This window comes from Streptomyces sp. NBC_01485 (genome assembly GCF_036227125.1).
Classification (GTDB): Bacteria; Actinomycetota; Actinomycetes; order Streptomycetales; family Streptomycetaceae; genus Streptomyces.
Genome location: NZ_CP109435.1, coordinates 6,749,777 through 6,775,581, shown reverse-complemented (window position 1 = coordinate 6,775,581; position 25,805 = coordinate 6,749,777). Strand labels below are relative to the sequence as shown.

Below are 25,805 nucleotides of genomic sequence, written 5' to 3'. Positions count from 1 at the left end.
GGCTACTTCTCCTGCTTCTCGGCGGCGCGTGCTGCTCTTTGCGCTTCGCCGCTCATCTCGTCCTTCTCGCCGTCTTCAGGTGAACCGGCGAGTCCCTGCAGTGCCGCCCATCGGATGTCGACGGCGTCGTGGTGGTGGTCCGGGGCGTCCGTGAGCCGCTCTCCGCACTCGGAGCACAGGCCCAGGCAGTCGTCCTGGCACACCGGCTGCATCGGCAGTGCGAGCACCACCGCATCGCGCAGCACGGGTTCGAGGTCGAACAGGCCGTCCTCGATGAAGAGCCTGTCCTCGTCTTCCTCGGCGTCGTCGACCGGCTCCGCTTTGGGGCGGCCCCGGTCGTCGGCGTCAGGGTACGAGAACATCTCCTGGAAGTCCGCTTCGAGCTCCAGCTCCAGCGGCTCCAGACACCTTACGCACTCCCCCTCCGCCGATGCACGGGCGGTGCCCGTGACGAGCACCCCTTCCATGACCGACTCGAGTCGGAGCTCGAGTTCCAGCGGGGCGCCTTCCGGCACTCCGACGACTCCCTGGATCCCGAGATCCCGGGGTGCGTCGATCTCGCGGGTCAGGCGCTGCTGCGCACCAGGACGCCGCCCCAGCTCGTGCGTGTCGAACACGAGAGGCTTGCGGTGGTCGAGGCGGGCGTTCAGGGCCATTCCTGCTTTCGATCTGCTGAGCTCGGGGGACGCCGCCCTTCGGTGTTCCCGGGCAGCGGTGATCGCGGACGTACACACGACCGAAGAGCCAGGATACTGGAGCTTGCGCCCACAGCCCAATCGGGTGTGGACAACCCCGTTCCGGCAGGTCGCTACAGACCGCGTCCCTGCTCGTAGGCGCGCAGTTGTTCGGCGCTGATCATGCCCGTGTCGAAGAGACTGGTCTCGTCGAGGGCGTACCCCTGCTGGGCCTGTTGGGGCTGCTGGTCCTGCTGGGACTGCTGAGGCTGTTGCGCGGCCTGGTGGGGGTCGTAGGGGGCCTGCTGGGTGTCGTAGCCCTGGTACGCGTAGGGGTCGGCCTGCTGCTGGTAGCCGTACGCGTCCTGCCGGCCGTAGCCCTGCTGCTGCCCGTAGCCGCCGGCGTACGGGTCCGGCTGCTGCTGGAAGGCGTAGGCCTCCTGCGGCTGCTCGTACGGCTGCTGGACGGGCTGTCCGGCCGCCGCGTCCCGCTCGGCGAGGGCGGTCAGGTCGGCGAGGTAGTCGGCGTCGGAGGAGTGCTGGAAGGTCGTGGTGTCGTCGGCGAGGGCGCCGAGGTCGTCCGAGGCGAGGCGGCCGTGCAGCTTCTGGCGGCCGCGGCCGACCGCGTCCAGGGTCTTGGCGAGGACCGCCTCGAAGGCGCCCAGCTTGGTGTCGACGTAGGAGTCGGCGTCGCGGCGCAGGGTCTCCGGGTCGTGGCTGCGCTCGGGGGCGTCCTCGTCCTCGTAGCCGTTCTCGTCGACGCCGGGACCGGTGCCGAGGAGCTTCTCGCGGCCGCGGCCGACGGAGCCGAGCGTCTTGGTGAGGACGACCTCGAAGTTGGCGAGCTTGGAGTCGACGTACTCGTCGGCCTCCGCGCGGACGTCGTCGGCCTCCTTGCGGGCCTCGGCGAGGATGCGGTCGGCCTCGGACTGGGAGCGGCGGGCGATCTCGGTGTCGGAGATCAGGGAGCCGCGCTCGGTGTGCGCGGTGGAGATGATCCGCTCGGCCTCCTGGCGGGCCTGCTCGACCATCTGCTCGCGGCCGCCGATCAGTTCCTGGGCCTGGGCGAGCGAGTCGGGCAGGGCCGCGCGGACCTCTTCGAGCAGGGCGAGCAGATCCGCGCGGTTGACCACGCACGAGGCCGACATCGGCATCGACCGGGCACTGGAGACCGCCGTGACGATCTCGTCGAGCTTCTTCTGCACGTCCACCGGTTGCTCGCCACTCTCTACACCTGTGTTGGAGACGGACGGAACGACTGTAGCCCCATCAGTCCTCGCGCAGGCGCTCGTTGAGCGCCTCCAGGACGATCGCCGGAACGAGGTGGGAGACGTCTCCGCCCCAGGTGGCGACCTCCTTCACCAGGGAGGAGGAGAGGAAGCTGTAGGTGGGGTTGGTGGGCACGAACAGCGTCTCGACGCCGGACAGCCCGTTGTTCATCTGGGCCATCTGCAGTTCGTAGTCGAAGTCGCTGACCGCGCGCAGGCCCTTGACGATGGCGGGGATCTCGCGCTGCTTGCAGAAGTCGACGAGGAGGCCGTGAAAGGCCTCGACCCGGACGTTGCCGTACTCGGCGGTGACCTGGCGGATCAGGTCGATCCGCTCGTCGATCTCGAACAGGCCCTTCTTGGACTTGTTGATCATGACCGCGACATAGACCTCGTCGTACAGACGGGAGGCACGGGAAATGATGTCGAGGTGTCCGTTGGTGATCGGGTCGAACGACCCGGGACAGACGGCGCGGCGCACTGGTGATCCCTCGCTCTCCGGTCCGGTCATCGTGCGGCTTCGCACGTAGCGGCGGCGCGACCGTACCAAAACGTTCCCTCGCCGTAGCGACGGGCCCTGAGGCCTTCGAAACCGTCCGGCCAGTGGAACTCTCCGCCCCTGGTGCTGCGCTCCACGGTGACGAGTGCTTCGGCCGTGAGCCAGCCCCCCGCGCGGAGTGTGAGCAGAATCTCCCGAAGATCGTCGTCCGAGACGGCGTACGGGGGGTCGAGGAAGACGAGGTCGTACGGTGCGGTGGGCTCCGCCTGGATGACCTGTCGGGCCTTGCCCGCGCGGACCTCGGCGCCGGGGAGGGCGAGGCTCTTCACGTTCTCCCGGATGGTGCGGGCCGCGCGGGCGTCGGCCTCGACCAGCAGGGTGTGGCTCGCGCCTCGGGAGAGGGCCTCCAGGCCTACGGCGCCGGAGCCCGCGTACAGGTCCAGGACGCGTTCGCCTGCAAGGGGGCCGCCGCCCAGCAGGGACTGCCAGGTGGAGAAGAGGCCCTCGCGGGCGCGGTCGGAGGTGGGACGGGTTCCGTTGCCCGGCGGGACCGCCAGGCGGCGCCCACCGGCTGCGCCGGCGATCACGCGGGTCATCTCGGGTCCTTGGTCGTGGGGTGCGTTTCAGGTCCATTGTGGCCTGTCGCGCCCGTGGGCAGGTCCGCTCACCCCTTTTCCAGGTACTGCTCCCTTTCCTCGTCCAGGAGGGCGTCCAGGGCTGTGCGCAGGCCCGGGTAGGCGGCCAGCTCCGGGTCGGACGCGACCACCCGCGCCGCCTCCTGCCTCGCCTCCGCGATGACCTCCTCGTCCTCGATGACGGCGAGCACGCGCAGCGACGTGCGGGCGCCGGACTGGGCCTGGCCCAGGACGTCGCCCTCGCGGCGTTGTTCGAGGTCGATGCGGGAGAGCTCGAAGCCGTCGAGGGTGGCGGCGACCGCGTTGAGGCGCTGGCGGGCGGGGGAGGCCTCGGGCATCTCCGTGACCAGCAGGCAGAGGCCGGGGGCGGAGCCGCGCCCCACCCGGCCCCGGAGTTGGTGCAACTGGGAGACGCCGAAGCGGTCGGCGTCCATGATCACCATCGCGGTGGCGTTCGGGACGTTGACGCCGACCTCGATGACGGTCGTGGCGACCAGGACGTCGGTGTCGCCCGCGGCGAAGCGGCGCATGGCGGCGTCCTTGTCGTCGGGGGGCATACGGCCGTAGAGGACCTCGACCCTGAGGCCCTGGAGCGGGCCTTGCACGAGTTGGTCGGCCACGTCGAGGACGGCGAGCGGGGGACGCTTGTCGGCCCCGGCCTCGGATTCTGCCTCTGCGGGCTTCTTCTTGGTCTTGGCGGCCTTCTTCGGGTCGTCCTCCTCGTCGCCGATGCGGGGGCAGACGACGTACGCCTGATGGCCGTTGGACACCTCCTCGCGGACGCGCTCCCAGGCGCGGGCCAGGAAGTGGGGCTTGTCGGCGGCCGGGACGACATGGCTGGCGATGGGCGAGCGGCCGGCCGGGAGCTGGTCGAGGACGGACGTCTCCAGGTCGCCGAAGACGGTCATGGCGACCGTGCGCGGGATGGGGGTGGCGGTCATGACGAGCAGGTGCGGGGGCTGTTTGCCCTTGCCGCGCAGGGCGTCGCGCTGCTCGACGCCGAAGCGGTGCTGTTCGTCGACCACGACCAGTCCGAGGTCGTGGAACTGGACCTTGTCCTCGATCAACGCGTGCGTGCCGATCACGATGCCGGCCTCTCCGGTGACCAGGTCGAGCAGTGCCTGCCGCCGTGCGGCCATGCCCATGGAACCGGTCAGCAGCACGACCTTGGTGGCCTGGTCGGATCCGCCGAGCATCCCGCCCTCGGCCAGCTCGCCCATCATCTCGACGACGGAGCGGTGGTGCTGCTGGGCGAGGACCTCGGTGGGGGCGAGCATGGCGGCCTGGCCCCCGGCGTCGACGACGGCGAGCATGGCGCGCAGGGCCACCAGGGTCTTGCCCGATCCGACCTCGCCCTGAAGGAGGCGGTGCATCGGGTGGTCCGTCGCCAGGTCGTCGAAGATCTCCCTGGAGACCTTCCGCTGGCCATCCGTGAGGGTGAAGGGCAGCCGGGCGTCGAAGGCGGTGAGGAGGCCGTCGGGGGCGGGTCTGCGCGGTACGGCCGGGAGTTGGGTGTCGGCGTGGCGTCGGCGGGCCAGGGCGACCTGGAGGACGAAGGCCTCGTCCCACTTCAGGCGGGTGCGGGCGTCGGCGATGTCGGCCTTGGTGTGCGGGCGGTGGATCTTGAGGAGGGCCTCGGGGAGGGAGACCAGGCCGCGGCCGTCGCGCAGTGAGTCCGGGAGGGGGTCGACGGCCTCCTGGGCGCTGGGCAGGACCGTCTGGACGGCCTTGCCGATCTTCCAGGACTCCAGTTTGGCGGTGGCGGGGTAGATCGGGATGAGGGCGCCGGCCCAGGTCTCGACGGAATCCTCGGCGTCCTCGGTGTCCGCGGTGTCCGCGCGCAGCAGTTCGTAGGCCGGGTGGGCCAGTTGGAGGCGGCGGTTGAAGACCGAGACCTTGCCCGAGAACATCGCGCGGGTGCCCGGCAGAAGGTCCTTGTGGGGCTTGTGGACACCGCTGCCGAAGAAGACCAGCTGTAGTCGGCCACTGCCGTCGGTGATCGTCACCTCCAGGCGCTGGCCCTTGCCTCTGGGGGCCTTGGCGGAGGCGAAGCTGTGCAGGCGGGCGTCGGCGACCTGGGCGACCACGGTGACGTGCTCGTCCATGGGGAGGTCGGCGAGGTGGGTGAGCTGGCCGCGCTCCTCGTATCTGCGGGGGTAGTGGTGCAGGAGGTCGCCGACGGTGTGCAGGCCGAGGTGCTCGGCCATCACCTTCGCGGTGGCGGGGCCGAGCACCGACTTGAGTGGTTGCTTCAGCGCTTCTTCCAGTGCGGGCACGAGATCCATTGCACACCACGCCACTGACATTGCCGCATATGTGTCCTGAAAGACCTGGTCAGACGGCTCGTTCGGGCTCTAGGATGACGCGCTCCGGCCATCATCCGCGGTCACCGCCCCACCGGGACCGCCCGACCCCGCGCCGTGCTCCTCCCCCAGCCCGCGGCGCTGCAGCGATGGACTCCCAGACCTCACAGGCATCCCAGGCATCTCCGTCACCTCACACGTTCCAGGTCGACCTGCGTGGTCTCGTGGACCTGCTGTCCCATCACCTCTACTCCAGTCCCCGGGTCTACCTGCGCGAACTGCTGCAGAACGCCGTGGACGCCATCACCGCCCGGCGGACCGAGGAACCCGACGCCCCGACGCGGGTGCGGCTGTTCGCGGCGGACGGCCGGCTGCGGGTGGAGGACTCCGGCGTCGGGCTCACCGAGGCCGACGTGCACAGCCTGCTGGCCACGATCGGGCGCAGTTCCAAGCGTGCTGAGGGGCTCCAGGACGTCCGTTCGGACTTCCTCGGCCAGTTCGGCATCGGGCTGCTGGCCTGTTTCGTGGTCGCCGAGCGGATCCGTGTGGTCAGCCGCAGCGCCCGTACGCCGGACGCGCCGCCCGTGGAGTGGACGGCGCGCGACGACGGTTCGTACACCGTGCGGACGCTGCCCCACGAGGCGCGGCCCGAGCCGGGCACCACCGTGCATCTGGTGGCGCGGGCCGGTGCCGGGGAGTGGCTCGCCGAGTCGCGGGTGCTGGCGCTGGCCCGGGAGTTCGGGTCGCTGCTGCCGTACGACGTCCGGGTCGGGGAGGAGGCGGTCACCGATCTGCCCGCGCCCTGGGACCGGGCGTACGCCTCCCCCGCGAACCGGCGGGTGGCGCTGGCCCGGCACTGTCATGAGCTGTTCGGTTTCACGCCGTTGGACTCGGTCGAGCTGAACGTGCCGCTGGCGGGGATCCGCGGGGTGGCGTACGTGCTGCCGTCGGCGGTCAGCCCGGCCCAGCGCGCCGGTCACCGGGTGCATCTCAAGGGCATGCTGCTGACCGAGCGGGGCGAACAACTGCTGCCCGACTGGGCGTTCTTCGTGCGCTGCGTCCTGGACACCGACAGTCTGCGGCCGACGGCCTCGCGGGAGTCGCTGTACGAGGACGAGACGCTGGCCGCGGTGCGGGAGGCGCTCGGGGAGAGGATCCGGTCGTGGCTGACGGGTCTGGCCGCCGGTGATCCCGAGCGGCTCGCGGCCTTCCTGGCGGTGCACCACCTGGGCGTGAAGTCGCTGGCGCGGCACGACAAGGAGATGCTGCGCACGATGCTGCCGTGGCTGCCCTTCGAGACGACCGACGGGCGGCTGTCGCTGGAGGAGTTCGCGCAGCGGCACCCGGTGGTGCACTTCACGCGGACCGTGGAGGAGTACCGGCAGGTCGCGCCGATCGCGTCCGCGCAGGGCGTCGGGGTGATCAACGGCGGTTACACGTACGACAGCGAGCTGGTCGAGGCGCTGCCGTCGGTGCGGCCTGGGACGGTGGTCGCCGAGCTGGACGCGGACACCGTGACCGCCCACCTGGACGGCGTCGACCCGGCCGACGAACTGGCGCTGGCGGGCTTCCTGGCGGCCGCGCGGGCGAAGCTCGAACCGCTGGGCTGTGACGTCGCCCTTCGGGCCTTCCATCCGTTGTCGGTGCCCGCGCTGCATCTCGACGACCGGGCGGCCCGGCACGAGCAGGCGCGCGCGCAGGCCGCCGAGGAGGCCGACGACCTGTGGGCGGGCATCCTGGGCTCGCTGCGCGGGAGCGCCCCGCGCGCGCGTCTGGTGCTCAACCATCTCAACCCGCTGATCCGGCGGATCAGTGGGTTGAACGATCCCGAACTGATCGGCACCGCCACGGAGTCGCTGTACGGGCAGGCGCTGCTGATGGCGCAACGCCCGCTGCGGCCCGCGGACTCGGCGCTGCTGAACCGGGCGTTCATCGGCCTCCTGGAGTGGGCGACGCACGGGGAGTCCGCACACGGGCGGTCGGGGCACGGGGAGTCGACAGAGGGGCAGCAGGGGGCCACTGATGAGTGAGATCACGGATTTCGACTCCCTCCGCCGGGCGATGGCGGAGAACGGCGAGCAGCCGGAGGGGCCGGCCCGCAACGCGCGCGCGGAGCAGTTGCTGCTGGAGGCGGAGAAGATGGGCGTCCCGCTCGCCGTGATCGAGGCGCTCGGGCACCAGCTGAAGGTCTACAACTACAGCTCCGAGAAGGCGAAGATGTTCGTCCCGTTCGCGCGGCTGCTGCGCCTGTGGGACGAGCGGCCCGGGGACTTCGACGAGTACGAGACGCACTCGCTGCACTGGGTCTTCAAGTGGGTGTCGGCCGGCATGCTCGACCAGCCGCACGTGCCGCTGGCGGCGGTGGAGAAGTGGCTCGGCGAGATGGAGCACCGCTACCGGCTCGCCGGGCACTCCGAACGGGCGGTGCGCAGCGCCGAGTTCAGCGTAGCGGCGCACGTGGGGGACGTGGAGCGGGCCGAGCGGGCGTTCGCCGCCTGGCTGGCGGCGGACCGGGACACCATGGCCGACTGCCACGCGTGCGAACTGCACGGGCAGGGCTGGTGGCAGGCGGAGCGGGGCCGGGACGCGGTGGCGCTGGAGGTGTGGGCGCCGGTCCTGGAGGGCGAGTACACGTGCGCGCACGAGCCGCACACGGTGCTCGCGTCGTCCCTGCTGCCGCTGTTGCGGCTGGGCCGCCTGGAGGAGGCCCGCGCGCACCATCTGCGGGGTTTCCGGCTGGTGCGGCCCATGGAGAGCATGCGGGGCGCCTACGCCGACCACGTCGAGTTCTGCGCGCTGACCGGCAACGAGGCGCGCGGCCTGGAGCTGCTGGCGGAGCGGCCGGCGTTCTTCACGGACGAGGGGCAGCCGCGCAGCAGGCTGGAGTTCCTGAGCGTCGTGGTGCTGCTCATGGACCGCCTGTCGGAGCTCGGGCTCGGCGGTCAGCGGGTGCCCGGGGCAGCCGGGCGGGAGTGGACGGCCGACGAACTCGCGGCGCACGCGCGCGTGGAGGCCCTCGCGCTGGCCGCGCGCTTCGACGAGCGCAACGGCACGGCGCACGTCAGCGAGCGGGCACGCGCGCGTATGACGCAGCGGCCCCTGGTGGAGCGGTTGCCCCTGGGGGTACGGGCGGCCCGCCCGGCCTCCGCCGCGGCCGCCACGGCGTCTCCGGCACCGGCACCGGCTCCGGCCCCGGAGGCCGCCGAACCGGACCTGGCGGCTCTGCTCGTCGAGGCCCGGCGGCTGTCGGACACCCTGCAGCCGCACGCCGTCGAGGCGTGGGCGCGGGTGGCGCGGCTGGCCGAAGAGTCGGAAGGCGTGGAGCTGGCGGCGCGTGACCGCGCGGAGATCGCCGACCACGAGGCGATCGGGCTGGGCCCGGAGGGCGCGGAAACGTTCGAGCGGGCCGCCGGGCTGTACGCGGAGGCCGGTGACCCCGGCGAGGCGCTGGCGGCACGCGCGCGTGCGGCGTACGTCCGTGCGCTGGCCGGTGAGGTCGACGAGGCGCTCGCGGCGGTCGCCGACCCGTACGACGAGGTCCTCGCGCTGTACGCCGACGGCGGTACGGAGGTGCCGCAGGCGGCGGGCGTGCTGATGGGACGGGCGCGCATCCTGATGCGGCGCGTCCACGAGGCCGACGGCCCGCTGGCGGACACGGTTCTGACCCAGGCGGAGGCGGCCGTACGGGAGCTGCTGGCGCTGGTGGACGGGCGGACCGGCAACGACGTACGGCTGGCCGCCCGGGTCGCCGAGGGCCACGCGATGCTCGCCGAGCTCGCGACGTGCTCCGGGGATCCGGAGGCGGGCGCGGAGCGGTTCGCGCGGGCCGCTGCGGAGTTCGTCGAGGCGGGTCTGCCGTGGTTCGCCGTGGAGTACGAGGCCCGGTTGGCCGGTCTCGCCCATCAACTGGGCGACATGGCGGAGGCGGAGCGGGCGCTGCGGGCGGCCCTGGAGCACGGCGGGCCGTTCCTGGAGGCGGTCGGGCGGGCCCAGCTGCACCTCCAGCTCGCCGAGGTCGTCGGGGGCCGGGGACAGGCCGAGGAGGCCGCGGAACACGCCCTGGAGGCGGCTCACTGGGCCGACGAGGCGGGCGTGGGCCCGACGTTCGGCGCGTGGGCGCGGCACCAGCTCGGCGGGTTCCTGGTGCGGCTGGGCCGCTGGGCCGAGGCCGCGGAGGTGCTGGAGTCGGCGCTCGCGGACCTGACGGCCGAGACGCACGGCGACGGCGCGGTCGTCCAGACGCAGTGGTGGCTCGGTGACTGTCTGAGCGAGCTCGGGGAACACCGGGACGCCGCCGAACGCCGGCTGCAGGCCGCCGAGCTCGCCCGGCACTGGCCCGAGCAGCACGACCACGCGACCCTCGCCCACCTGGCCGCCGAGTCGCTCGGCCAGGCCGGCCTGCACACCGAGGCGGACCAGGCCTACGCCCGCGCGGGCGAGCTGTGGCGCGGCCTCGGCAACGTCCACGGGCTGGTCCGCTCCCTGCGCGCCCGCGCGTGGCTCGCGTTGCGCACCGAGGACGGTACGCAGGCGGCGCGCGACCTGATGACGAGCGCCGTGGAGCAGTGCGCGGACGCGTTCGACGCGGCGGACGACGACGAGGCGCGCCTGCGGCTCGTCGCCGAACTCGGCCACACTCACCGCCAGTTCGGGGACCTGCTCGCCCGTTCCGCCGCCGACGACGCCGACGACGACTCGATCCGGGCCGCCCTGGACGAGGCGCTGTCCCAGATGTCCGAGGCCGTCGCGGTGTTCGTCGCCCTGGGCGACAGCGCCCTGCCCGCCCGGACCGGCGCCGAGCTGGCCGCGGGCTGGCTGGAGACCGACCTCGGACGCCCCAGGGAAGCGGCGGCACGCGCGCGTGCGGTGCTGAGGGCCTACGCGGACGCCGCTCCCGACGCCGAGGAGGGCGACGAGGGGGACGGCGAGACGGCTCGGGCGCGGCGGGCCGAGGCGGAGCAGTTGTTGCAGGCGACGGAGGAGCAAAAGGATCGCTGAACGGTCCCTATGAGGGTTGGAGCGGGCGGAGGGATTGTTGAACGATCCTCCCGAACCCCGCTCCGCCCGCCCTCTACCTACTCCATCCGGGACTCCGCCCCCGGCCTACTCCACCCCGACCAGCACCAGCGCCCCCTGCCGCCCGCCCCGGTACACCACCGTGTCCACGGCGAGATACGCCTCCCGCACCCGTGCCTCCAGGCGCTCGGCGACGCCTTCGGGGGCCTCGTCGCCGAGCACGAGGGTGACGAGTTCGCCGCCCGCCGCCAGCATGCGGTTCAGGACGACCTCGGCGGTGGCGGTGACGTCGGAGCCGATGACGGCCACGTCGCCGTCGATGAGCCCGAGGACGTCGCCGGCCTGGCAGATGCCGGCCATGGTCCACGACTGGCGCTCGGCGACGACGACCTCGGCGTAGCGGGTGGCGCCGGCCGCCGAGGTCATCGAGACGACGTCCTCGTCGAAGCGGCGGTCCGGTTCGTGCACGGCGAGCGCGGCGATCCCCTGGACCGCGGAGCGGGTCGGGATCAGCGCCACCCGGATGCCCTCCGTGCGGGCCTGCTCGGCGGCCGCGGCGGCGGTGTGCCGCAGATCGGCGTCGTTGGGCAGGAGCACGACCTCGCGCGCGTGGGCCCGTCGTACGGCCTCCACGAGCTCCCCGCTGGCGGGCGGCTCCCCCGGGCGCGCGAGCACGGTGGTGGCGCCGGCCTCGGCGTACAGCCCGGCCAGGCCCTCGCCGGGCACGACGGCGACGACCGCGCGCTGGACGCGTTCACGGGGCGGCCGCTCACCCCCGCGCGCGTGCGCGTCGCCGACGCCGAAGTGCGTGATGCGGATCCGGTAGGGCCGGCCGGCCTCGACGCCCGCCTCGACGGCGGCGCCCGCGTCGTCCACGTGCACATGGACGTTCCACAGGCCGTCGCCGCCGACCACGACGAGCGAGTCGCCCAGGGCGTCCAGCCGCTGCCGCAGCCGCGCGACGGCCGCGTCCCCCGCCTCCAGGAGGTAGATCACCTCGAACGCGGGACCGCCCTCGCCGTCCGGCCCGTCGACGCAGTCCTCGACGCGGTCCGCCGCCAGGCCGAGCCCCTGAACGACCTGCACGCGCGCGTGGGGGCCCGCATGGGAGCCGGAAAGCCCCGGCGCCTCCCCCGTGAACGTCTCCACCAGTGCCCCGAGAACCGCCACCAGCCCCCGCCCGCCCGCGTCCACGACGCCGGCCTGCTCCAGGACGGCCAACTGCCCCGGGGTCGCGGCGAGCGCCGCGCACGCCCCTTGGTAGGCCGCCCGAGCCACCGTCCCGCAGTCGCCCTCCGCTCCCCCGGCCGCGTCGGCGGCGGCCGAGGCGACCGACAGGACGGTGCCCTCCACGGGGTGCGCGACGGCCTGGCGGGCGGAGTCGGCCGCGCGCCGAAGGGCCAGCCGCAGCCCGTCCCCGCCGGCGTGAGGGGCCTCACCCTCGGCGGCGAGCACCTGGGCCATGCCGCGCAGCAACTGCGCGAGGATCGTCCCCGAGTTCCCGCGCGCCCCTATGAGCGCACCGTGCGCCATCGCGCGCGCGGCGTCGGCGAGGGAGGGCTTCCCGGCGGGCACGGAACCGCCCTCGTAAGCCTCGTAGCCCTCATGGGCCCCGTAGCCCTCGTACCCGGCGAACACGGCCTCGACGGCGGCCGCCGCCGACTCGACGGTCAGGTACAGGTTGGTGCCGGTGTCCCCGTCCGCGACCGGGTAGACGTTGATCGCGTCGATCTCCTCGCGCGCCCGGCCCAGCGCCGTGAGCGCGAGGCCGCACCAGGTGCGCACCGCGAGAGCATCGAAGAATGTCTGCGGCACCTGCGCCACCTGCGCCTCCTTGAGCGGCTGGACTGGTCGCAGCGTAGACCCCGGGGCGGTGTCCACCGGAAACAGGAGTGGTCAGGTGGGGTCACGTGGGGTGGGGGCCGGTCCGGGGGCCCTGAGCAGCCATGGTAGTTTCGTTCTACTGGCGCAGTCGTTGTATGCTGCTCCGGTTGCCCGATCCCATCGGGCTCTCCCCCTGGCACCGTCACTTCAGATCCTACGATCCTGATCCCGGCGTGCCGGGATCAACCGTAAGTGCATCTGAAGTCTTTGGAGTGACCCGTGGCTGCCAACTGCGACGTCTGCGGCAAGGGGCCGGGCTTCGGCAACAGCATCTCGCACTCGCACCGCCGTACGTCCCGTCGCTGGAACCCGAACATCCAGCGCGTCCGTACCGTGGTCAGTGGGACGCCGAAGCGCGTGAACGCTTGTACCTCGTGCATCAAGGCCGGCAAGGTCTCGCGCTGACGCACAGCTAAGTGCGCGGCCACTGCTGGTTCGCTGCATAGAGCCGGTCCACCTCGTGTGGACCGGCTTTCTGCTGTGCCCGTTTCTCGTTGAGGCGTACCCCGTGGCTCAGGACGTACCCCGCGTGAGATCCCACCCATGATCCACGGGGCCGATCCCCGCGCCGAGTGCGAACCCGGCGGCGATCGCCCCGGTGACGTACGCTTTGGCCGCCCTCACCGCCTCCGGGACGGACCGCCCCTTCGCCAGGTGCGACGCGATCGCGGACGCGAGGGTGCAGCCCGTGCCGTGCGTGTGACGGTTGTCGTACCTCGGGGCCCGCAGCCAGTGCTCCTCGGCGCCGTCCGTCAGCAGGTCCACGGCGTCACCGGGGAGATGGCCGCCCTTGACCAGCACCCACCGTGGCCCGTAGGCCAGCACCGCGGACGCCGCGTCCCGCAACTGTTCCTCCGACTCGACCCGTACGCCCGTCAGTTGGGCGACCTCGTCGAGGTTCGGGGTGGCGACGGTCGCGGCCGGCAGCAGCTTCGTGCGTACGGAGTCCAGCGCGGAGGCCGCCAGCAGCGGGTCACCGTGCTTGGAGACGCCGACCGGGTCGACGACCACGGGAGCGTCCATGCCGGCGATCAACTCGGCGACCGCCTCCACGAGTTCGGCGGAGGCGAGCATGCCCGTCTTCACCGCCTGGACGCCGATGTCGTCGACGACACTGCGGTACTGGGCCCGCACCGCCTCCACCGGCAGCTCCCAAGCCCCCTGTACACCAAGGGAGTTCTGCGCGGTGACCGCAGTGAGCACGCTCATGCCGTGCACGCCGAGCGCGAGCATCGTCTTCAGGTCGGCCTGGATCCCGGCCCCGCCACCGGAGTCGGAGCCGGCCACCGTCAAGACCCTGGGAGTCACTGCTCCATGTCTCCGAAGTGGTCCCAGCCGCCCTTGGCGGTCCAGGGCGCCCCGTCGACCGTCACCTGAGGCAGGGCGGACGGGTTGAGGACCTCGCCGATCACCTTCCAGCGGGCGGGCAGCTTCACGTCCGGCGGGAACGTCGCCACGATCGCGTGGTCCTCTCCCCCGGTGAGCACCCACTGGATGGGGTCGACGCCGACGGCCTGCCCGATGTCGTACATCTGCGTCGGGATGTCGATCGCGCCGGAACGGATGTCGATGCGGACCTTGCTGGCCTCGGCGATGTGCCCGAGGTCGGCGATGAGCCCGTCGCTGACGTCGCACATCGCCGTCGCGCCGAGCCCGGCCGCCGCCGGACCCGCGTGGTACGGCGGCTCGGGGCGGCGGTGGGCCTCGACGAAGGCGCGGGGCGAGCGGAAGCCGCGGGAGAGGACCGCGTACCCGGCCGCCGACCAGCCCAGCCAGCCGGTCACCGCGACGAGGTCGCCGGGCTGGGCGCCGCCCCGGGTGACCGGTTCCTGGTTGCGCAGATCGCCGAGCGCGGTGATCGACACCATGATCGTGTCGCCGCGTACGACGTCGCCGCCGACCACGGAGGCGCCGGCGACATGACACTCGTCCCGCAGCCCGTCCATCAGCTCGGACGGCCAGGTGACCGGCAGTTCGGCGGGCACGACGAGGCCGAGCAGCAGGGCCGTCGGCACCGCGCCCATGGCGGCGATGTCGGCGAGGTTCTGCGCGGCGGCCTTGCGGCCGACGTCGTAGGCCGTGGACCAGTCGCGGCGGAAGTGCCGGCCCTCCAGCAGGATGTCGGTGCTGGCCACGACCCGCCGGTCGGGCGCGGCGACCACCGCGGCGTCGTCGCCGGGGCCGACCCGGACCGCGGGGGTGGTGGTGAGACGGGAGGTGAGCTCCCTGATGAGCCCGAACTCGCCGAGCTCACCAACAGTGCCCTTCATTGCCCTTTGGCCCCTTCTGTACCTGTCCGTGCCCGGTCGCGCATAACCAGTGTCCTCGATACGGTCGAGAGAGCCGTCAACTTCTGTCGTGCCTGCACCCCGGCGCGCGAGTCGTGGGCCGCGCGGGTCTCCCCGTGGCGAGCGGCGACGCGATACCGTGGCGTTCCTTTTCCCCACATGATCCTCGTGGCCGCCCTGGAGGTTCCGTGGTACAGGCGTACATCCTGATCCAGACCGAGGTCGGCAAAGCGTCGACCGTCGCCGAGGAGATCGGCAAGATTCCTGGCGTCGTCCAGGCCGAGGACGTGACGGGACCCTACGACGTGATCGTGCGGGCCCAGGCCGACACGGTGGACGACCTCGGCCGCATGGTGGTCGCCAAGGTCCAGCAGGTGGACGGGATCACCCGCACCCTGACCTGCCCGGTCGTGCATCTGTAGCCCCCGTCTAACCTTGGCCGGTGAACCTTTTCCGTCACCGGCCCATCGGCCTGCCCGCGCTCGCCCTGCTGCTCGCCGCGGCGGGCTGCTCCTCAGCAGACGGTGACACGTCGGCGGCGGTTCCCAGTCCGTCGGCGGCGGTCACCGAGCTGTGCCGGAACCTGGACAAGGCGCTGCCGTCCACCGTGGACGATCTCGGCCGCCGGGATCCCTCGCCCGCGTCCGCGCTGACCTCGGGCTGGGGGAACCCGGCGATCATACTGCGCTGCGGTGTCGAACAACCCGAGAAGATGCTCGACCCGGAGGCCGACGGAGTCGAGGTGAACGGGGTGGGGTGGCTGCTGGAGAAGCAGGACGGCGGGTCGTTCCGGTTCACCACGACCCTGCGCCGGGCGTACGTCGAGGTGACGATCCCCAAGGACCGCACGGCAAACGGCATGGCGCCGCTCGTCGACCTGGCCCCCGCCGTCAAGAAGGCGATCCCCGAAGGGATCGCCGACTAGACCGACACCCGATCAACACCTGAGCAACGGCGGATCAAGATCAACACCGGATCCGCCCCGGATCAGCCCAGGATCAACGCAGCCCCGTCGACCTGCGCAGCGCCGCCTGCACCAGGCGGTCCACCAGCTCCGGGTAGGCGATCCCGGCCGCCTGCCACATCTGCGGGTACATCGAGATCGGCGTGAAGCCGGGCATCGTGTTGATCTCGTTGATGACGAACTCGCCGTCCTCCGTGAGGAAGAAGTCCGCGCGCACCAGGCCCTCGCAGGACGCCGCCTCGAAGGCGTCCACCGCGAGACGCCGTACGTCCGCCGTCTCCTCGGGCGTGAGCGGCGCCGGGACGATCCCCGGGGTCGAGTCGATGTACTTGGCGTCGAAGTCGTAGTACGCGTGCGCGTCCGGCGGCGGGATCTCGGCCGGGACGGAGGCGCGCGGGCCGTCCTCGAACTCCAGGACGCCGCACTCGATCTCGCGGCCCCGCAGCGCCGCCTCCACCAGGATCTTCGGGTCGTGCCGCTGGGCCTCGGCGATCGCCTCGTCGAGCCCGGCGAGGCCGTCGACCTTGGTGATGCCGATGGACGAACCCGCGCGCGCGGGCTTCACGAAGAGCGGCCAGCCGTGCTCGCCCGCGAAGTCGACGATCTTCCTGCGGGCGGCCGACTCGTCCCGCTCCCACTCGCGCGGCCGGATCACCACGTACGGGCCGACCTTGAGCCCGAAGGAGGTGAACACCCGCTTCATGTACTCCTTGTCCTGGCCGACGGCCGAGGCGAGCACACCCGACCCCACGTACGGCACACCGGAGAGCTCCAGCAGGCCCTGCAGGGTGCCGTCCTCGCCGTAGGGGCCGTGCAGCACCGGGAAGACGACGTCGACCTCGCCGAGCGCCTTCGGCACCGATCCGGCCTCGTAGTAGACGACTTCACGGTTCGCGGGGTCGACGGGGAGCACCACGCCGCCGTCCCGCGACTCGGCGAGTTCCTCGACGTCGGGCGTACGGCGGTCGGTGATCGCCATCCGGTCGGGCTCGTCGGCGGTGAGGAACCAGCGGCCCTCGCGCGTGATGCCGATCGGCAGGACCTCGTACTTGGTCCGGTCGATGGCCCTGAGGACCGCGCCCGCGGTGACCACGGAGATCCCGTGCTCGGAGCTGCGGCCGCCGAAGACGACGGCCACCCGCGGCTTGCGGATGGGCTGCTGAGGGCTCTGGGGGAGGTTCTCGGTGCTCATATCGGCTTGAGAGTACCCGGTGGTAGGGCCGGGAGTCAGCGTCTGTCCACCCGCCTGTCTCCCGGGCTGCGGCGGGTTCGCTCAGCGTCGTTCCGGCTTCGCGCTGCGCGACATCAGCTCCTTGAGAGCGACCACCGGAGGCTTGCCCTCGTGGACGATGCCGACGACCGTCTCGGTGATCGGCATGTCGACGCCGTGCCGGCGGGCCAGATCCAGCACGGACTCGCAGGACTTGACGCCCTCGGCGGTCTGCCGGGTGACCGCGATGGTCTCCTGAAGGGTCATGCCCTTGCCGAGGTTGGTGCCGAAGGTGTGGTTGCGCGACAGCGGCGAGGAGCAGGTCGCCACCAGGTCGCCGAGGCCGGCGAGGCCGGCGAAGGTGAGCGGGTCCGCGCCCATCGCCAGGCCCAGCCGGGTGGTCTCGGCGAGGCCGCGCGTGATCAGCGAGCCCTTGGCGTTGTCGCCGAGCCCCATGCCGTCCGCGATGCCGACCGCGAGGCCGATGACGTTCTTCACCGCGCCGCCCAGCTCGCAGCCCACCACGTCGGTGTTGGTGTACGGGCGGAAGTACGGCGTGTGGCAGGCCGCCTGGAGCTTGCGCGCGACGGCCTCGTCGGTGCAGGCGACCACGGCCGCGGCCGGCCTGCGGGAGGCGATCTCCTTGGCGAGGTTGGGCCCGGTGACCACGGCGATGCGGTCATGGCCCACCTTGGCGACGTCCTCGATGACCTCGCTCATCCGCATGGTCGTACCCAGCTCGACGCCCTTCATCAGCGACACCAGAACCGTGTCCGGGGCGAGCAGCGGCGTCCAGTCGGCGAGGTTGGCGCGCAGGGTCTGCGAGGGGATCGCGAGGACGGTGAAGTCGGCGTCGCGGGCCGCCTCGGCCGGGTCGGCGGTGGCGCGCAGGTTGCGCGGGAGTTCGATGCCGGGGAGGTAGTCGGGGTTGCTGCGCGTGGAGTTGACCGCGTCGGCCAGCTCGGGGCGGCGCGCCCACAGCGTCACCTCGCAGCCCGCGTCGGCGAGGACCGTGCCGAAGGCGGTCCCCCAGGATCCGGTACCGAAGACGGCCGCCTTCACGGACTTGCTCACTTGCTGTTCTCCCCCTCGTGACTGATCTCCGCACCCGTCCCCGCGCCGTGCTCCGCACTGGTCTCCGCGCTGGTCTCCGCGCGGGTGCGGCGGCGCTGCTCGATCCGCTCCAGGCGCGGGTCGTAGGGCGTCTCGGGTGCCTTCTCGCCCCGGATCTCCTCCAGCAGCGCGGTGACGGTCGCCATGATGACCTCCGTCGCCTCCTTCAGGAGCTCCGGGGTCATCTCCCTGCCGTAGAACCGCGAGAGGTCCACCGGCGGCCCCGCGAGTACATGATGGGTCTTGCGCGGCAGGACGTCGGGCTTCTTTGCGTAGGGCGGGAGCAGTTCGTTGACGCCCCACTGGGCGACCGGGATCACCGGGCACCTGGTCTGCAGGGCGACGCGCGCGGCACCGGTCTTGGCGGTCATGGGCCAGCCGTCGGGGTCGCGGGTGAGGGTGCCCTCGGGGTAGAACGCGACGCACTCGCCGCGCTCCACGGCCTCGATCGCGGCGCGGAAGGCGCTCAGCGCGTCCGTGGACTCGCGGTAGACGGGGATCTGCCCGGTGCCGCGCATCGCGGCGCCGACGAACCCGTCCCTGAACAGGGCGCTCTTCGCCAGGAATCGCGGCACCCGTCCGGTGTTGTACTGGAAGTGCGCGTACGCGAAGGGGTCGACGTGTGAATTGTGGTTCACCGCGGTGATAAATCCGCCCTCGGCCGGAATGTGCTCCATTCCGTGCCAGTCCCGCTTGATCAGAACCACCAGCCAGGGTTTGCAGAGGACCGCTGCGAAGCGGTACCAGAAGCCGATTCTGCGGCGGGGCACCCGAACACCTTCCTCTAGGACTTCCCAAGGCCTGCTCCCGGGCCTGGGGCCGCACAAGTGTCGCCCCGGGCCGCCGGTCTGTCGAGAACACGGTACGCCCGCCCGCCCGAGCGGCGAATGGGCCGGGTGACAATGGCCGCGACAAGAGAGGAACGGTACTCCGGTGCAGTGGACCTTGGTCATACCCCTGAAGCCCTTGGCGCTGGCCAAGAGCAGACTCGCGGACACCGCCGCCGACGGGCTGCGCCCCGGCCTCGCCCTCGCTTTCGCCGAGGACACCGTGGCGGCCGCGCTGGCCTCGCCCGCGGTGCGGGATGTGGCCGTCGTCACGGACGACGCCCTGGCCGGACGCACCCTGGCCGCCCTGGGCGCCCGCATCGTCGCCGACGAGCCGCGCACGGGCCTGAACTCCGCCCTGACGCACGGCGCGGCGGCCGTACGCGCACTCCGTCCCGATTCCGCGCTCGCGGCCCTCAACGCGGATCTGCCGGCGCTGCGTCCGGCGGAATTGGCCCGGGTCCTGGACGCGGCCGCGGAATTCCCCCGCGCTTTTCTCGCGGACGCGGCCGCAATCGGCACCACGCTTCTCACTGTGGCCCCCGGCCGTGAATTGCTCCCCGCATTCGGTACGGATTCCCGCGCCCGCCACCGCGCTTCCGGAGCGGTGGAACTCCTTCTCGACGCGGTGGATTCCGTACGCCAGGACGTGGACACCGGCGAAGATCTGCGCACGGCCCTCTCCCTCGGCGTGGGTCCCCGAACGGCCGCGGCGGCCGCGCGCCTGCTGATCGCGGAGCAGTAGGCTGCCGCCATGCAGGCGACCGCATACACGTACGACCCCGACACGCGCAGCGGACAGGTGCTGTTGGACGACGGCACCCCGCTGCCCTTCGACGCGCCGGCCTTCGACGCGGGCGGGCTGCGGCTGCTGCGGCCCGGACAACGGGTACGGATCGAGGTGGCGGCGGCCGAGGATGCGAAGGACGGCCCCCGGATCACCCTCGTGACGCTGCAGACGTTCTGAGAACGCCGCGGGCCGGACTCCTGAGGGAGTCCGGCCCGGCGCGTGAGTGCCCCCGCTGCCTGGTGTCTAGCGGGCGGCGGTGGCCTTCTTGGCGGTGGTCTTGCGCGCGGTCGACTTCTTGGCCGGGGCCTTCTTGGCCGTCGCCTTCTGCGCCGGGGCCTTCTTGGCCGCCGTCTTCTTGGCGGCGGCCGACTTCGCGGTGGTCGTCTTCTTCGCCGCCGCCGTCTTGCTGGTGGCCTTCTTCGCGGTGACCTTCTTGGCCGTGGCCGTGGTCTTCTTCGCGGTCGCGGTCGTCTTCTTGGCGGCGGCGGTGGTCCGCTTCGCGGCGGCGGCCCTCGTCGACGGGGCGGCCTTCTTCGCGACGGCCTTCTTGACCGTCGCGGAAGCACCGCCGGTCAGGCTGCCCTTGGGGGCCTTCTTGACGGCGACCTCGCCACCGCGCGGGAGCTTCTTCGAGCCGCTCACCAGGTCCTTGAAACCCTGGCCCGCACGGAAACGCGGCACGGACGTCTTCTTGACCCGAACCCGCTCACCCGTCTGCGGGTTGCGGGCGTAACGGGCCGGCCGGTCGACCTTCTCGAACGAACCGAAGCCGGTGACCGAGACCCGGTCTCCGGCGACGGTCGCGCGGACGATGGCGTCCAGGACCGCGTCGACCGCCTCGGCGGCCTGCTGACGGCCGCCCACCTTGTCGGCAATCGCTTCTACGAGCTGCGCCTTGTTCACGTCTTCCCCTTCGGAGACATTAGCCAGAACGAAACTGTTCAAGCTTTTTCGCACGTTAGGCAGATATATACCGCAAATCAAACACGAAACGGGCTAATCACCCTTGTGCCGCAACGAAATCGGCTGCTCCGGAGGCGATCAGCGTTCTTCTTCGGGCATTCGCCCGTCGTCCAGGTCCGCCATGAACCGCTCCAGACGCCTTGCCGCATCGGCGAGATCGTGCTTGGCCGCGGCCGTAATGACCAGCAGCTTCCGGGTCAGCGCCATCCGTACGCCCTCCGGGACTTGCAGTGCGCGCACCGTTGTGTGCGCTTCCTTGAGTTGGTTCGCGACCGCCGTATAGAGCTCGAGTTGGCCGTCGTGTTCCATGCACAGATTGTGCCATCTGGGGCGAGTTGTCGCCCGCCCAGGGGGCAACTGCCGCCCCGAACGGCCGTCCGGGCACTTCCGGCGGTCATCCCCACACAGTGCGCGTACCCAGGCAACACCCTTCCTAACGTGGGAAGTTGGGAGAAACGGCGAAGGTTCCCGGGGCCGAACGGGTGCAGAAACAGCCGTACCCCCGATCGGTCCGATCGGGGGTACGGCGGGGGTGTCGCGCTGGCCGAAACTCGACTTGCCCGGGGCCTGCTCGCAGGCCCCGGGGTCAGGCCTGGAGCGTCCTCGGCTTGTACGACGGCCGCTTGGCCTCGTACGTGGAGATGTCGCCCTCGTTCTGGAGGGTGATGGAGATGTCGTCCAGCCCGTTCAGCAGCCGCCAGCGGGAGTTCTCGTCCAGCTCGAAGGACGCGGTGATGCCCTCGGCGCGCACCTCGCGGGCGTGGAGGTCGACGGTAATCTCGGCCTGCGGGTCCTTCTCCGTAAGCTCCCACAGCGCGTCCACGATCTTCTGCTCGATCACCACCGTGAGCAGGCCGTTCTTCAGCGAGTTGCCGCGGAAGATGTCGGCGAAGCGGGACGAGATCACGGTCTTGAAGCCGTAGTTCTGCAGCGCCCAGACGGCGTGTTCACGGGAGGAGCCGGTGCCGAAGTCGGGGCCGGCGACCAGGACCGTGGCCCCCTGCCGCTCGGGCCGGTTGAGGATGAACGTCCCGTCCTTGCGCCAGGCCTCGAACAGCCCGTCCTCGAACCCGTCCCGCGTGACCTTCTTGAGCCAGTGAGCAGGGATGATCTGGTCGGTGTCGACGTTGGAGCGGCGCAGCGGGACGGCCCGGCCGGTGTGCGTGGTGAATGCTTCCATGGCTTCTCAGACTCCAGCGGGCGTACGGGTCTCGGCGTCGGACAGGTCGGCCGGGGAGGCGAGGTGGCCCAGGACGGCCGTGGCGGCCGCGACCTGCGGCGACACCAGGTGCGTACGACCGCCCTTGCCCTGGCGGCCCTCGAAGTTGCGGTTGGAGGTGGACGCGGAGCGCTCGCCCGGGGCCAGCTGGTCGGGGTTCATGCCCAGGCACATCGAGCAGCCCGCGTGCCGCCATTCGGCGCCGGCGTCCTTGAAGACGACGTCCAGGCCTTCGGAGACGGCCTGGAGCCCGACCCGGACCGAGCCGGGGACGACCAGCATCCGCACGCCGTCGGCGACTTTGCGGCCCTCGACGATCGCGGCGGCGGCGCGCAGGTCCTCGATGCGGCCGTTGGTGCACGAACCTACGAAGACGGTGTCCACGTTGATGGAGCGCAGCGGCTGCCCGGCCGTCAACCCCATGTATTCCAGGGCCTTTTCGGCGGCGTGGCGCTCCGATGCGTCTTCGTACGATGCGGGGTCGGGGACGTCCGCCGAAAGCGGCGCGCCCTGGCCGGGGTTGGTGCCCCAGGTGACGAACGGCGAGAGCGCGGCGCCGTCGATGACGACCTCGGCGTCGAACTCGGCGTCGTCGTCCGTCTTCAGCGTCTTCCAGTACGCGACCGCGGCGTCCCAGTCATCGCCCTCGGGGGCGTGGGCGCGGCCCTTGATGTATTCGAAGGTCGTCTCGTCGGGGGCGATCATGCCCGCGCGGGCGCCGGCCTCGATCGACATGTTGCAGATGGTCATCCGGGCCTCCATCGAGAGCTTCTCGATGGCGGGGCCGCGGTATTCCAGGATGTACCCCTGGCCGCCGCCGGTGCCGATCCTGGCGATGATCGCGAGGATCAGGTCCTTGGCGGTGACGGCGTCGGGCAGCTCGCCGTCGACCGTGATCGCCATGGTCTTGGGGCGGGCCAGCGGCAGCGTCTGGGTGGCCAGCACGTGCTCGACCTGCGAGGTGCCGATGCCGAACGCCAGCGCGCCGAACGCGCCGTGCGTGGAGGTGTGGGAGTCGCCGCAGACGACGGTCATGCCGGGCTGGGTCAGACCCAGCTGCGGACCGACGACGTGCACGACGCCCTGCTCGACGTCGCCGAGGGGATGCAGCCGCACCCCGAACTCGGCGCAGTTCTTGCGCAGGGTCTCCAGCTGCGCGCGGGAGACCGGGTCCGCGATGGGCTTGTCGATGTCGAGGGTCGGGGTGTTGTGATCCTCGGTGGCGATGGTGAGGTCGAGACGGCGCACCGGGCGGCCCGCCTGACGGAGACCGTCGAAGGCCTGCGGGCTGGTCACCTCGTGCAGCAGGTGCAGATCGATGAAGAGGAGGTCGGGCTCGCCCTCCGCGCGCCGGACGACGTGGTCGTCCCAGACCTTCTCCGCGAGTGTCCTACCCATCGCTTTCCCTCCGGCCGGCAAATGGCGCACCGGCCCAACTAGAGATCTTGTGGAGGCGACGCCCACGCCCCGTGTCCGGGCACCCGCCGCCAGGCCCGTCGGTCTTCGGGCCGCCATGTATCCAAGGGTTGCGCGTCTCACGGGAAATTGAACTTGCGTTTCACAGAGTGAGACGGGAGTATCGTTTCATGGACAACAGTAGCGGCGTCGGCGTCCTGGACAAGGCAGCCCTTGTCCTGAGCGCCCTGGAGTCCGGTCCGGCCACCCTCGCAGGCTTGGTCGCTGCCACCGGACTCGCACGACCCACGGCCCACCGTCTGGCCGTGGCTTTGGAACATCACCGTTTGGTGGCGCGCGACATGCAGGGCCGTTTCATCCTGGGCCCCCGGCTGGCCGAGCTGGCCGCGGCCGCCGGCGAGGACCGCCTCCTGGCCACCGCGGGCCCGGTGCTCACGCACCTTCGTGACATCACGGGTGAGAGCGCGCAGCTCTACCGCCGCCAGGGCGACATGCGTATCTGCGTGGCCGCGGCGGAACGCCTGTCCGGCCTTCGGGACACGGTCCCGGTCGGCTCCACGCTCACGATGAAGGCGGGCTCCTCCGCGCAGATCCTGATGGCCTGGGAGGAGCCGGAGCGCCTGCACCGCGGCCTCCAGGGCGCCCGCTTCACGGCGACGGCCCTGTCGGGCGTACGACGCCGGGGCTGGGCGCAGTCCATCGGCGAGCGCGAGCCGGGCGTCGCGTCCGTCTCGGCTCCTGTGCGAGGTCCCTCCAACCGCGTGGTGGCCGCCGTCTCCGTGTCGGGCCCCATCGAGCGGCTGACCCGTCATCCGGGCCGCATGCACGCGCAGGCGGTCATCGACGCGGCGGGCCGCCTGTCGGAGGCACTGCGCCGCACGGGCTGACGCACACCGAGGGACGAGGGAACAGGGCAGCCTCAACGCCGCGGCAGCCTTCTCCCCCACTCGGCTACGCATGACTCAGCCACGCAGGGACGCCGAACTACCCCTGTCCTACGTCCGGTTGAAACGCGGAAAGCCTCCCGCCGAAGCGAGAGGCTTTCCGATCACGTACCCCCGACCGGATTCGAACCGGCGCTACCGCCTTGAGAGGGCGGCGTGCTAGGCCGCTACACAACGGGGGCCTGAACACTGCGTTTCCGCAGGTTGGAGCTGGTCTACCTGGACTCGAACCAAGAATGACGGTACCAGAAACCGTAGTGTTGCCAATTACACCATAGACCAATGTGGTTTAAACCAATGCGTACCCCCGACCGGATTCGAACCGGCGCTACCGCCTTGAGAGGGCGGCGTGCTAGGCCGCTACACAACGGGGGCCCTAGCAGTCCCGAGATGATCGGAACCAGTACCCCCGACCGGATTCGAACCGGCGCTACTGCCTTGAGAGGGCAGCGTGCTAGGCCGCTACACAACGGGGGCTTTGTGGAGTTGGCCTCCACGTGCGCAGATGAGCTCTGCGAGCTGGCCTACCTGGACTCGAACCAAGACTAACTGAACCAGAATCAGTCGTGCTGCCAATTACACCATAGGCCACTGGAACTCAAGCCCCGCTGGGGATCTTGTTCTAGTTTCGCTCCCCCGGCTCCGGCCTTTCGGCCCGCACTCCGGCGGCGCAGGAAGAACATTACCCGAAGGTGGACTGCGCTCCAAAACGGGTATCCGCGCCGAGGAGCGCGGGGAGTTCGGCGAGGGTGGCGATCCGATGCCGTCCCTCAGGCACCTCCACGGTCGCCGTGCCGCCGTAGCGGTCGATCCATACGGAGAGCAGTCCGGCGTCGGCCGCGCCCCGTCCGTCGATCTCCGGATGGTCGCCGACGTAGGCCACCTGGTGCGGAGGCAGGGACAGTGCCTCGCAGGCCGCGAGGAACGCGCCGGCCTCCGGCTTGGAGACGCCGAGCTCCGCGGCGCACAGGATGGCCTCGAAGCGGTCGTGGACGCCGAGGACGCGCAGCTTGTGGTCCTGGACGTGGATGCTGGAGTTGGAGAGCACCGCGTGGCGGTGACTGGCGGCGAGCACGTCCAGGGCGGGCAGGACGTCGGGGAAGAGGGACCAGGCGGCCTCGTAGTGACCGAGGTAGCGCCGGAACCAGACGTCGACCTCCGCGTCGGTCAGCTCCGGGCGCCCCAGGAACACCCGTACCCGGTCGCGGCGCTGGTCCTCGAAGGTGATCCCGCCCGCCGAGAACCGCGCCCACTGCTGGTCGGTGACCTCCCGCCACCGGTCGAGCGCCTCCTCGGCACCGCCGTACCCGGCCATCAGCCCCTCGGCCACGAGATGCGCCCGCATGCCCTCCCGGTCGGCGGTCGTGTAGTCGAAGAGAGTGTCGTCAACGTCCCAGACGACGGCGAGGATGCTCATGTCCTTGACCGTATCGCGGGCTGGCACACTGGGGGCATGACCGAGTACCGAATCCAGTTCACAGTCGAGGCCCGTGCGGCCTATGACACGCTGCCCGGTTCACGCCAGGCTCAGCTGGACAAGGCCGTGCGGATACTGGCCCGCGACCCGTTCCGCAAGACCTCGACCGCGCCACTGGGCCCGGACGAGAATCTACGCAAGGCCTACGTGGCCCCCGGCGTGATGCTGGAGTACGTGGTGGCCGGCGCGATCATGGTCGTGGTCGTGGTGTGGCTCTTCGATGAGAACCACTACCTCATCGATGAGAACGACGCCGTCTGAACAATCGCGTGAGGGGCGGCACCCGGAGTTCCGGGTGCCGCCCCTCACGCGTGT

At 71.3% G+C, this 25,805-nt stretch carries 25 protein-coding genes and 5 tRNA genes; 9 read left to right on the top strand and 21 right to left on the bottom strand.

All coding sequences use genetic code 11. The annotated features are described in order from the left end of the window. Positions 1–2: 2 nt before the first annotated feature. From OG352_RS30775 to recG, 5 genes are all read right to left on the bottom strand, one after another. Positions 3–656: a YceD family protein gene (locus OG352_RS30775; RefSeq protein ID WP_329221419.1), complete on the bottom strand. Its 654-nt coding sequence runs from the start codon at positions 654–656 to the stop codon at positions 3–5. A gap of 152 nt (positions 657–808) precedes the next feature. Further along, positions 809–1,885 (bottom strand): cell division initiation protein, encoded by a 1,077-nt coding sequence (locus OG352_RS30770; RefSeq protein ID WP_329221417.1) that lies wholly within the window; start codon positions 1,883–1,885, stop codon positions 809–811. A gap of 58 nt (positions 1,886–1,943) precedes the next feature. Then, positions 1,944–2,423 carry a pantetheine-phosphate adenylyltransferase gene (gene coaD, locus OG352_RS30765; protein ID WP_329224026.1) on the bottom strand — a complete coding sequence of 160 codons (480 nt, stop codon included), beginning with the start codon at positions 2,421–2,423 and terminating at the stop codon, positions 1,944–1,946. A gap of 26 nt (positions 2,424–2,449) precedes the next feature. Next, positions 2,450–3,037 carry a 16S rRNA (guanine(966)-N(2))-methyltransferase RsmD gene (gene rsmD, locus OG352_RS30760; protein WP_329221416.1) on the bottom strand — a complete coding sequence of 196 codons (588 nt, stop codon included), beginning with the start codon at positions 3,035–3,037 and terminating at the stop codon, positions 2,450–2,452. Between the two features lie 68 nt (positions 3,038–3,105). Next, positions 3,106–5,361 (bottom strand): ATP-dependent DNA helicase RecG, encoded by a 2,256-nt coding sequence (gene recG / locus OG352_RS30755; protein ID WP_329221415.1) that lies wholly within the window; start codon positions 5,359–5,361, stop codon positions 3,106–3,108. A gap of 167 nt (positions 5,362–5,528) precedes the next feature. Between recG and OG352_RS30750 the strand changes: the two genes are divergently transcribed. Further along, the gene (locus OG352_RS30750) at positions 5,529–7,409 is read left to right on the top strand and encodes an HSP90 family protein (RefSeq protein ID WP_329221413.1); all 1,881 of its coding nucleotides are present in this window, start codon (positions 5,529–5,531) and stop codon (positions 7,407–7,409) included. After that, complete coding sequence (locus tag OG352_RS30745) at positions 7,402–10,377, top strand: tetratricopeptide repeat protein (RefSeq protein WP_329221412.1); 2,976 nt, start codon at positions 7,402–7,404, stop codon at positions 10,375–10,377. Before OG352_RS30750 ends, OG352_RS30745 begins: the two co-directional genes overlap by 8 nt. 105 nt (positions 10,378–10,482) lie before the next feature. Here the strand turns inward: OG352_RS30745 and OG352_RS30740 are convergent, their stop codons facing one another. Beyond that, a complete protein-coding gene (locus OG352_RS30740) occupies positions 10,483–12,219 on the bottom strand; it encodes a DAK2 domain-containing protein (RefSeq protein ID WP_329221411.1) in 1,737 nt (578 codons plus the stop codon). 279 nt (positions 12,220–12,498) lie between these two features. On the opposite strand from OG352_RS30740, the gene rpmB reads away from it, so the two are divergent. Further along, positions 12,499–12,684 carry a 50S ribosomal protein L28 gene (gene rpmB / locus OG352_RS30735; protein ID WP_005479864.1) on the top strand — a complete coding sequence of 62 codons (186 nt, stop codon included), beginning with the start codon at positions 12,499–12,501 and terminating at the stop codon, positions 12,682–12,684. Positions 12,685–12,792: 108 nt separating this feature from the next. Here rpmB and thiD read toward each other — a convergent pair whose 3' ends face one another. Together thiD and OG352_RS30725 are read right to left on the bottom strand one after the other, a co-directional pair. Next, the gene (gene thiD, locus OG352_RS30730) at positions 12,793–13,587 is read right to left on the bottom strand and encodes a bifunctional hydroxymethylpyrimidine kinase/phosphomethylpyrimidine kinase (protein WP_329221410.1); all 795 of its coding nucleotides are present in this window, start codon (positions 13,585–13,587) and stop codon (positions 12,793–12,795) included. Further along, positions 13,584–14,549, bottom strand: a complete 966-nt coding sequence (locus tag OG352_RS30725) for a thiamine-phosphate kinase (RefSeq protein ID WP_329221408.1) — start codon at positions 14,547–14,549, stop codon at positions 13,584–13,586. The genes thiD and OG352_RS30725 overlap by 4 nt, the downstream gene beginning before the upstream one ends. Before the next feature lie 206 nt (positions 14,550–14,755). Between OG352_RS30725 and OG352_RS30720 the strand changes: the two genes are divergently transcribed. Beyond that, the gene (locus OG352_RS30720) at positions 14,756–14,989 is read left to right on the top strand and encodes an Lrp/AsnC family transcriptional regulator (protein ID WP_020128743.1); all 234 of its coding nucleotides are present in this window, start codon (positions 14,756–14,758) and stop codon (positions 14,987–14,989) included. 20 nt (positions 14,990–15,009) lie between these two features. Beyond that, on the top strand, positions 15,010–15,492 hold the full coding sequence (locus OG352_RS30715) for a DUF3515 domain-containing protein (protein ID WP_329221406.1): 483 nt from the start codon (positions 15,010–15,012) through the stop codon (positions 15,490–15,492). Between the two features lie 73 nt (positions 15,493–15,565). Here the strand turns inward: OG352_RS30715 and OG352_RS30710 are convergent, their stop codons facing one another. From OG352_RS30710 to OG352_RS30700, 3 genes are all read right to left on the bottom strand, one after another. Further along, complete coding sequence (locus tag OG352_RS30710) at positions 15,566–16,723, bottom strand: D-alanine--D-alanine ligase family protein (RefSeq protein ID WP_329221405.1); 1,158 nt, start codon at positions 16,721–16,723, stop codon at positions 15,566–15,568. Between the two features lie 81 nt (positions 16,724–16,804). Next, on the bottom strand, positions 16,805–17,815 hold the full coding sequence (locus tag OG352_RS30705; protein ID WP_329221403.1) for an NAD(P)H-dependent glycerol-3-phosphate dehydrogenase: 1,011 nt from the start codon (positions 17,813–17,815) through the stop codon (positions 16,805–16,807). Then, a complete protein-coding gene (locus OG352_RS30700; protein WP_329221402.1) occupies positions 17,812–18,624 on the bottom strand; it encodes a lysophospholipid acyltransferase family protein in 813 nt (270 codons plus the stop codon). Before OG352_RS30700 ends, OG352_RS30705 begins: the two co-directional genes overlap by 4 nt. Positions 18,625–18,787: 163 nt before the next feature. Between OG352_RS30700 and cofC the strand changes: the two genes are divergently transcribed. Next, a complete protein-coding gene (gene cofC, locus OG352_RS30695) occupies positions 18,788–19,426 on the top strand; it encodes a 2-phospho-L-lactate guanylyltransferase (protein WP_329221401.1) in 639 nt (212 codons plus the stop codon). A gap of 9 nt (positions 19,427–19,435) precedes the next feature. After that, a complete protein-coding gene (locus OG352_RS30690) occupies positions 19,436–19,648 on the top strand; it encodes a hypothetical protein (protein ID WP_329221400.1) in 213 nt (70 codons plus the stop codon). 66 nt (positions 19,649–19,714) lie between these two features. Here OG352_RS30690 and OG352_RS30685 read toward each other — a convergent pair whose 3' ends face one another. From OG352_RS30685 to leuC, 4 genes are all read right to left on the bottom strand, one after another. Continuing rightward, entirely contained in the window at positions 19,715–20,374 is a 660-nt protein-coding gene (locus tag OG352_RS30685) for an HU family DNA-binding protein (RefSeq protein WP_329221399.1), read from the bottom strand. A gap of 138 nt (positions 20,375–20,512) precedes the next feature. Beyond that, on the bottom strand, positions 20,513–20,743 hold the full coding sequence (locus OG352_RS30680) for a hypothetical protein (protein ID WP_329221397.1): 231 nt from the start codon (positions 20,741–20,743) through the stop codon (positions 20,513–20,515). 277 nt (positions 20,744–21,020) lie between these two features. After that, positions 21,021–21,614: a 3-isopropylmalate dehydratase small subunit gene (leuD, locus tag OG352_RS30675; RefSeq protein ID WP_329221396.1), complete on the bottom strand. Its 594-nt coding sequence runs from the start codon at positions 21,612–21,614 to the stop codon at positions 21,021–21,023. A gap of 6 nt (positions 21,615–21,620) precedes the next feature. After that, positions 21,621–23,051, bottom strand: coding sequence for a 3-isopropylmalate dehydratase large subunit (leuC, locus tag OG352_RS30670; RefSeq protein WP_329221395.1), 1,431 nt, complete (start codon positions 23,049–23,051; stop codon positions 21,621–21,623). A gap of 188 nt (positions 23,052–23,239) precedes the next feature. On the opposite strand from leuC, the gene ndgR reads away from it, so the two are divergent. After that, the gene (gene ndgR / locus OG352_RS30665; protein WP_329221393.1) at positions 23,240–23,956 is read left to right on the top strand and encodes an IclR family transcriptional regulator NdgR; all 717 of its coding nucleotides are present in this window, start codon (positions 23,240–23,242) and stop codon (positions 23,954–23,956) included. Positions 23,957–24,122: 166 nt separating this feature from the next. Here the strand turns inward: ndgR and OG352_RS30660 are convergent. The 6 genes from OG352_RS30660 to OG352_RS30635 all read right to left on the bottom strand — a co-directional run bounded on the left by OG352_RS30660 (position 24,123) and on the right by OG352_RS30635 (position 25,430). Then, positions 24,123–24,195, bottom strand: a tRNA-Glu gene (locus OG352_RS30660). Positions 24,196–24,223: 28 nt separating this feature from the next. After that, positions 24,224–24,295, bottom strand: a tRNA-Gln gene (locus OG352_RS30655). Between the two features lie 20 nt (positions 24,296–24,315). Next, positions 24,316–24,388, bottom strand: a tRNA-Glu gene (locus OG352_RS30650). Positions 24,389–24,417: 29 nt separating this feature from the next. Beyond that, positions 24,418–24,490 (bottom strand) — tRNA-Glu (locus tag OG352_RS30645). 42 nt (positions 24,491–24,532) lie between these two features. Then, a tRNA-Gln gene (locus OG352_RS30640) sits at positions 24,533–24,604 on the bottom strand. 91 nt (positions 24,605–24,695) lie between these two features. After that, a complete protein-coding gene (locus tag OG352_RS30635; RefSeq protein ID WP_329221392.1) occupies positions 24,696–25,430 on the bottom strand; it encodes an HAD family hydrolase in 735 nt (244 codons plus the stop codon). Positions 25,431–25,466: 36 nt separating this feature from the next. Between OG352_RS30635 and OG352_RS30630 the strand changes: the two genes are divergently transcribed. Then, positions 25,467–25,751: a type II toxin-antitoxin system RelE family toxin gene (locus OG352_RS30630; protein ID WP_329221391.1), complete on the top strand. Its 285-nt coding sequence runs from the start codon at positions 25,467–25,469 to the stop codon at positions 25,749–25,751. Positions 25,752–25,805: the final 54 nt, after the last annotated feature.

Excerpts from the sequence above, each read along its gene's own strand:
- OG352_RS30775 (WP_329221419.1), bottom strand. The coding sequence starts at position 656 with ATGGCCCTGAACGCCCGCCTCGACCACCGCAAGCCTCTCGTGTTCGAC.
- rsmD (WP_329221416.1), bottom strand. The coding sequence starts at position 3,037 with ATGACCCGCGTGATCGCCGGCGCAGCCGGTGGGCGCCGCCTGGCGGTC.
- recG (WP_329221415.1), bottom strand. The coding sequence starts at position 5,361 with ATGGATCTCGTGCCCGCACTGGAAGAAGCGCTGAAGCAACCACTCAAG.
- OG352_RS30750 (WP_329221413.1), top strand. The coding sequence starts at position 5,529 with ATGGACTCCCAGACCTCACAGGCATCCCAGGCATCTCCGTCACCTCAC.
- OG352_RS30745 (WP_329221412.1), top strand. The coding sequence starts at position 7,402 with ATGAGTGAGATCACGGATTTCGACTCCCTCCGCCGGGCGATGGCGGAG.
- OG352_RS30725 (WP_329221408.1), bottom strand. The coding sequence starts at position 14,549 with ATGAAGGGCACTGTTGGTGAGCTCGGCGAGTTCGGGCTCATCAGGGAG.
- OG352_RS30710 (WP_329221405.1), bottom strand. The coding sequence starts at position 16,723 with ATGAGCACCGAGAACCTCCCCCAGAGCCCTCAGCAGCCCATCCGCAAG.
- OG352_RS30690 (WP_329221400.1), top strand. The coding sequence starts at position 19,436 with ATGCAGGCGACCGCATACACGTACGACCCCGACACGCGCAGCGGACAG.
- OG352_RS30680 (WP_329221397.1), bottom strand. The coding sequence starts at position 20,743 with ATGGAACACGACGGCCAACTCGAGCTCTATACGGCGGTCGCGAACCAA.
- leuD (WP_329221396.1), bottom strand. The coding sequence starts at position 21,614 with ATGGAAGCATTCACCACGCACACCGGCCGGGCCGTCCCGCTGCGCCGC.
- leuC (WP_329221395.1), bottom strand. The coding sequence starts at position 23,051 with ATGGGTAGGACACTCGCGGAGAAGGTCTGGGACGACCACGTCGTCCGG.
- ndgR (WP_329221393.1), top strand. The coding sequence starts at position 23,240 with ATGGACAACAGTAGCGGCGTCGGCGTCCTGGACAAGGCAGCCCTTGTC.
- OG352_RS30635 (WP_329221392.1), bottom strand. The coding sequence starts at position 25,430 with ATGAGCATCCTCGCCGTCGTCTGGGACGTTGACGACACTCTCTTCGAC.
- OG352_RS30630 (WP_329221391.1), top strand. The coding sequence starts at position 25,467 with ATGACCGAGTACCGAATCCAGTTCACAGTCGAGGCCCGTGCGGCCTAT.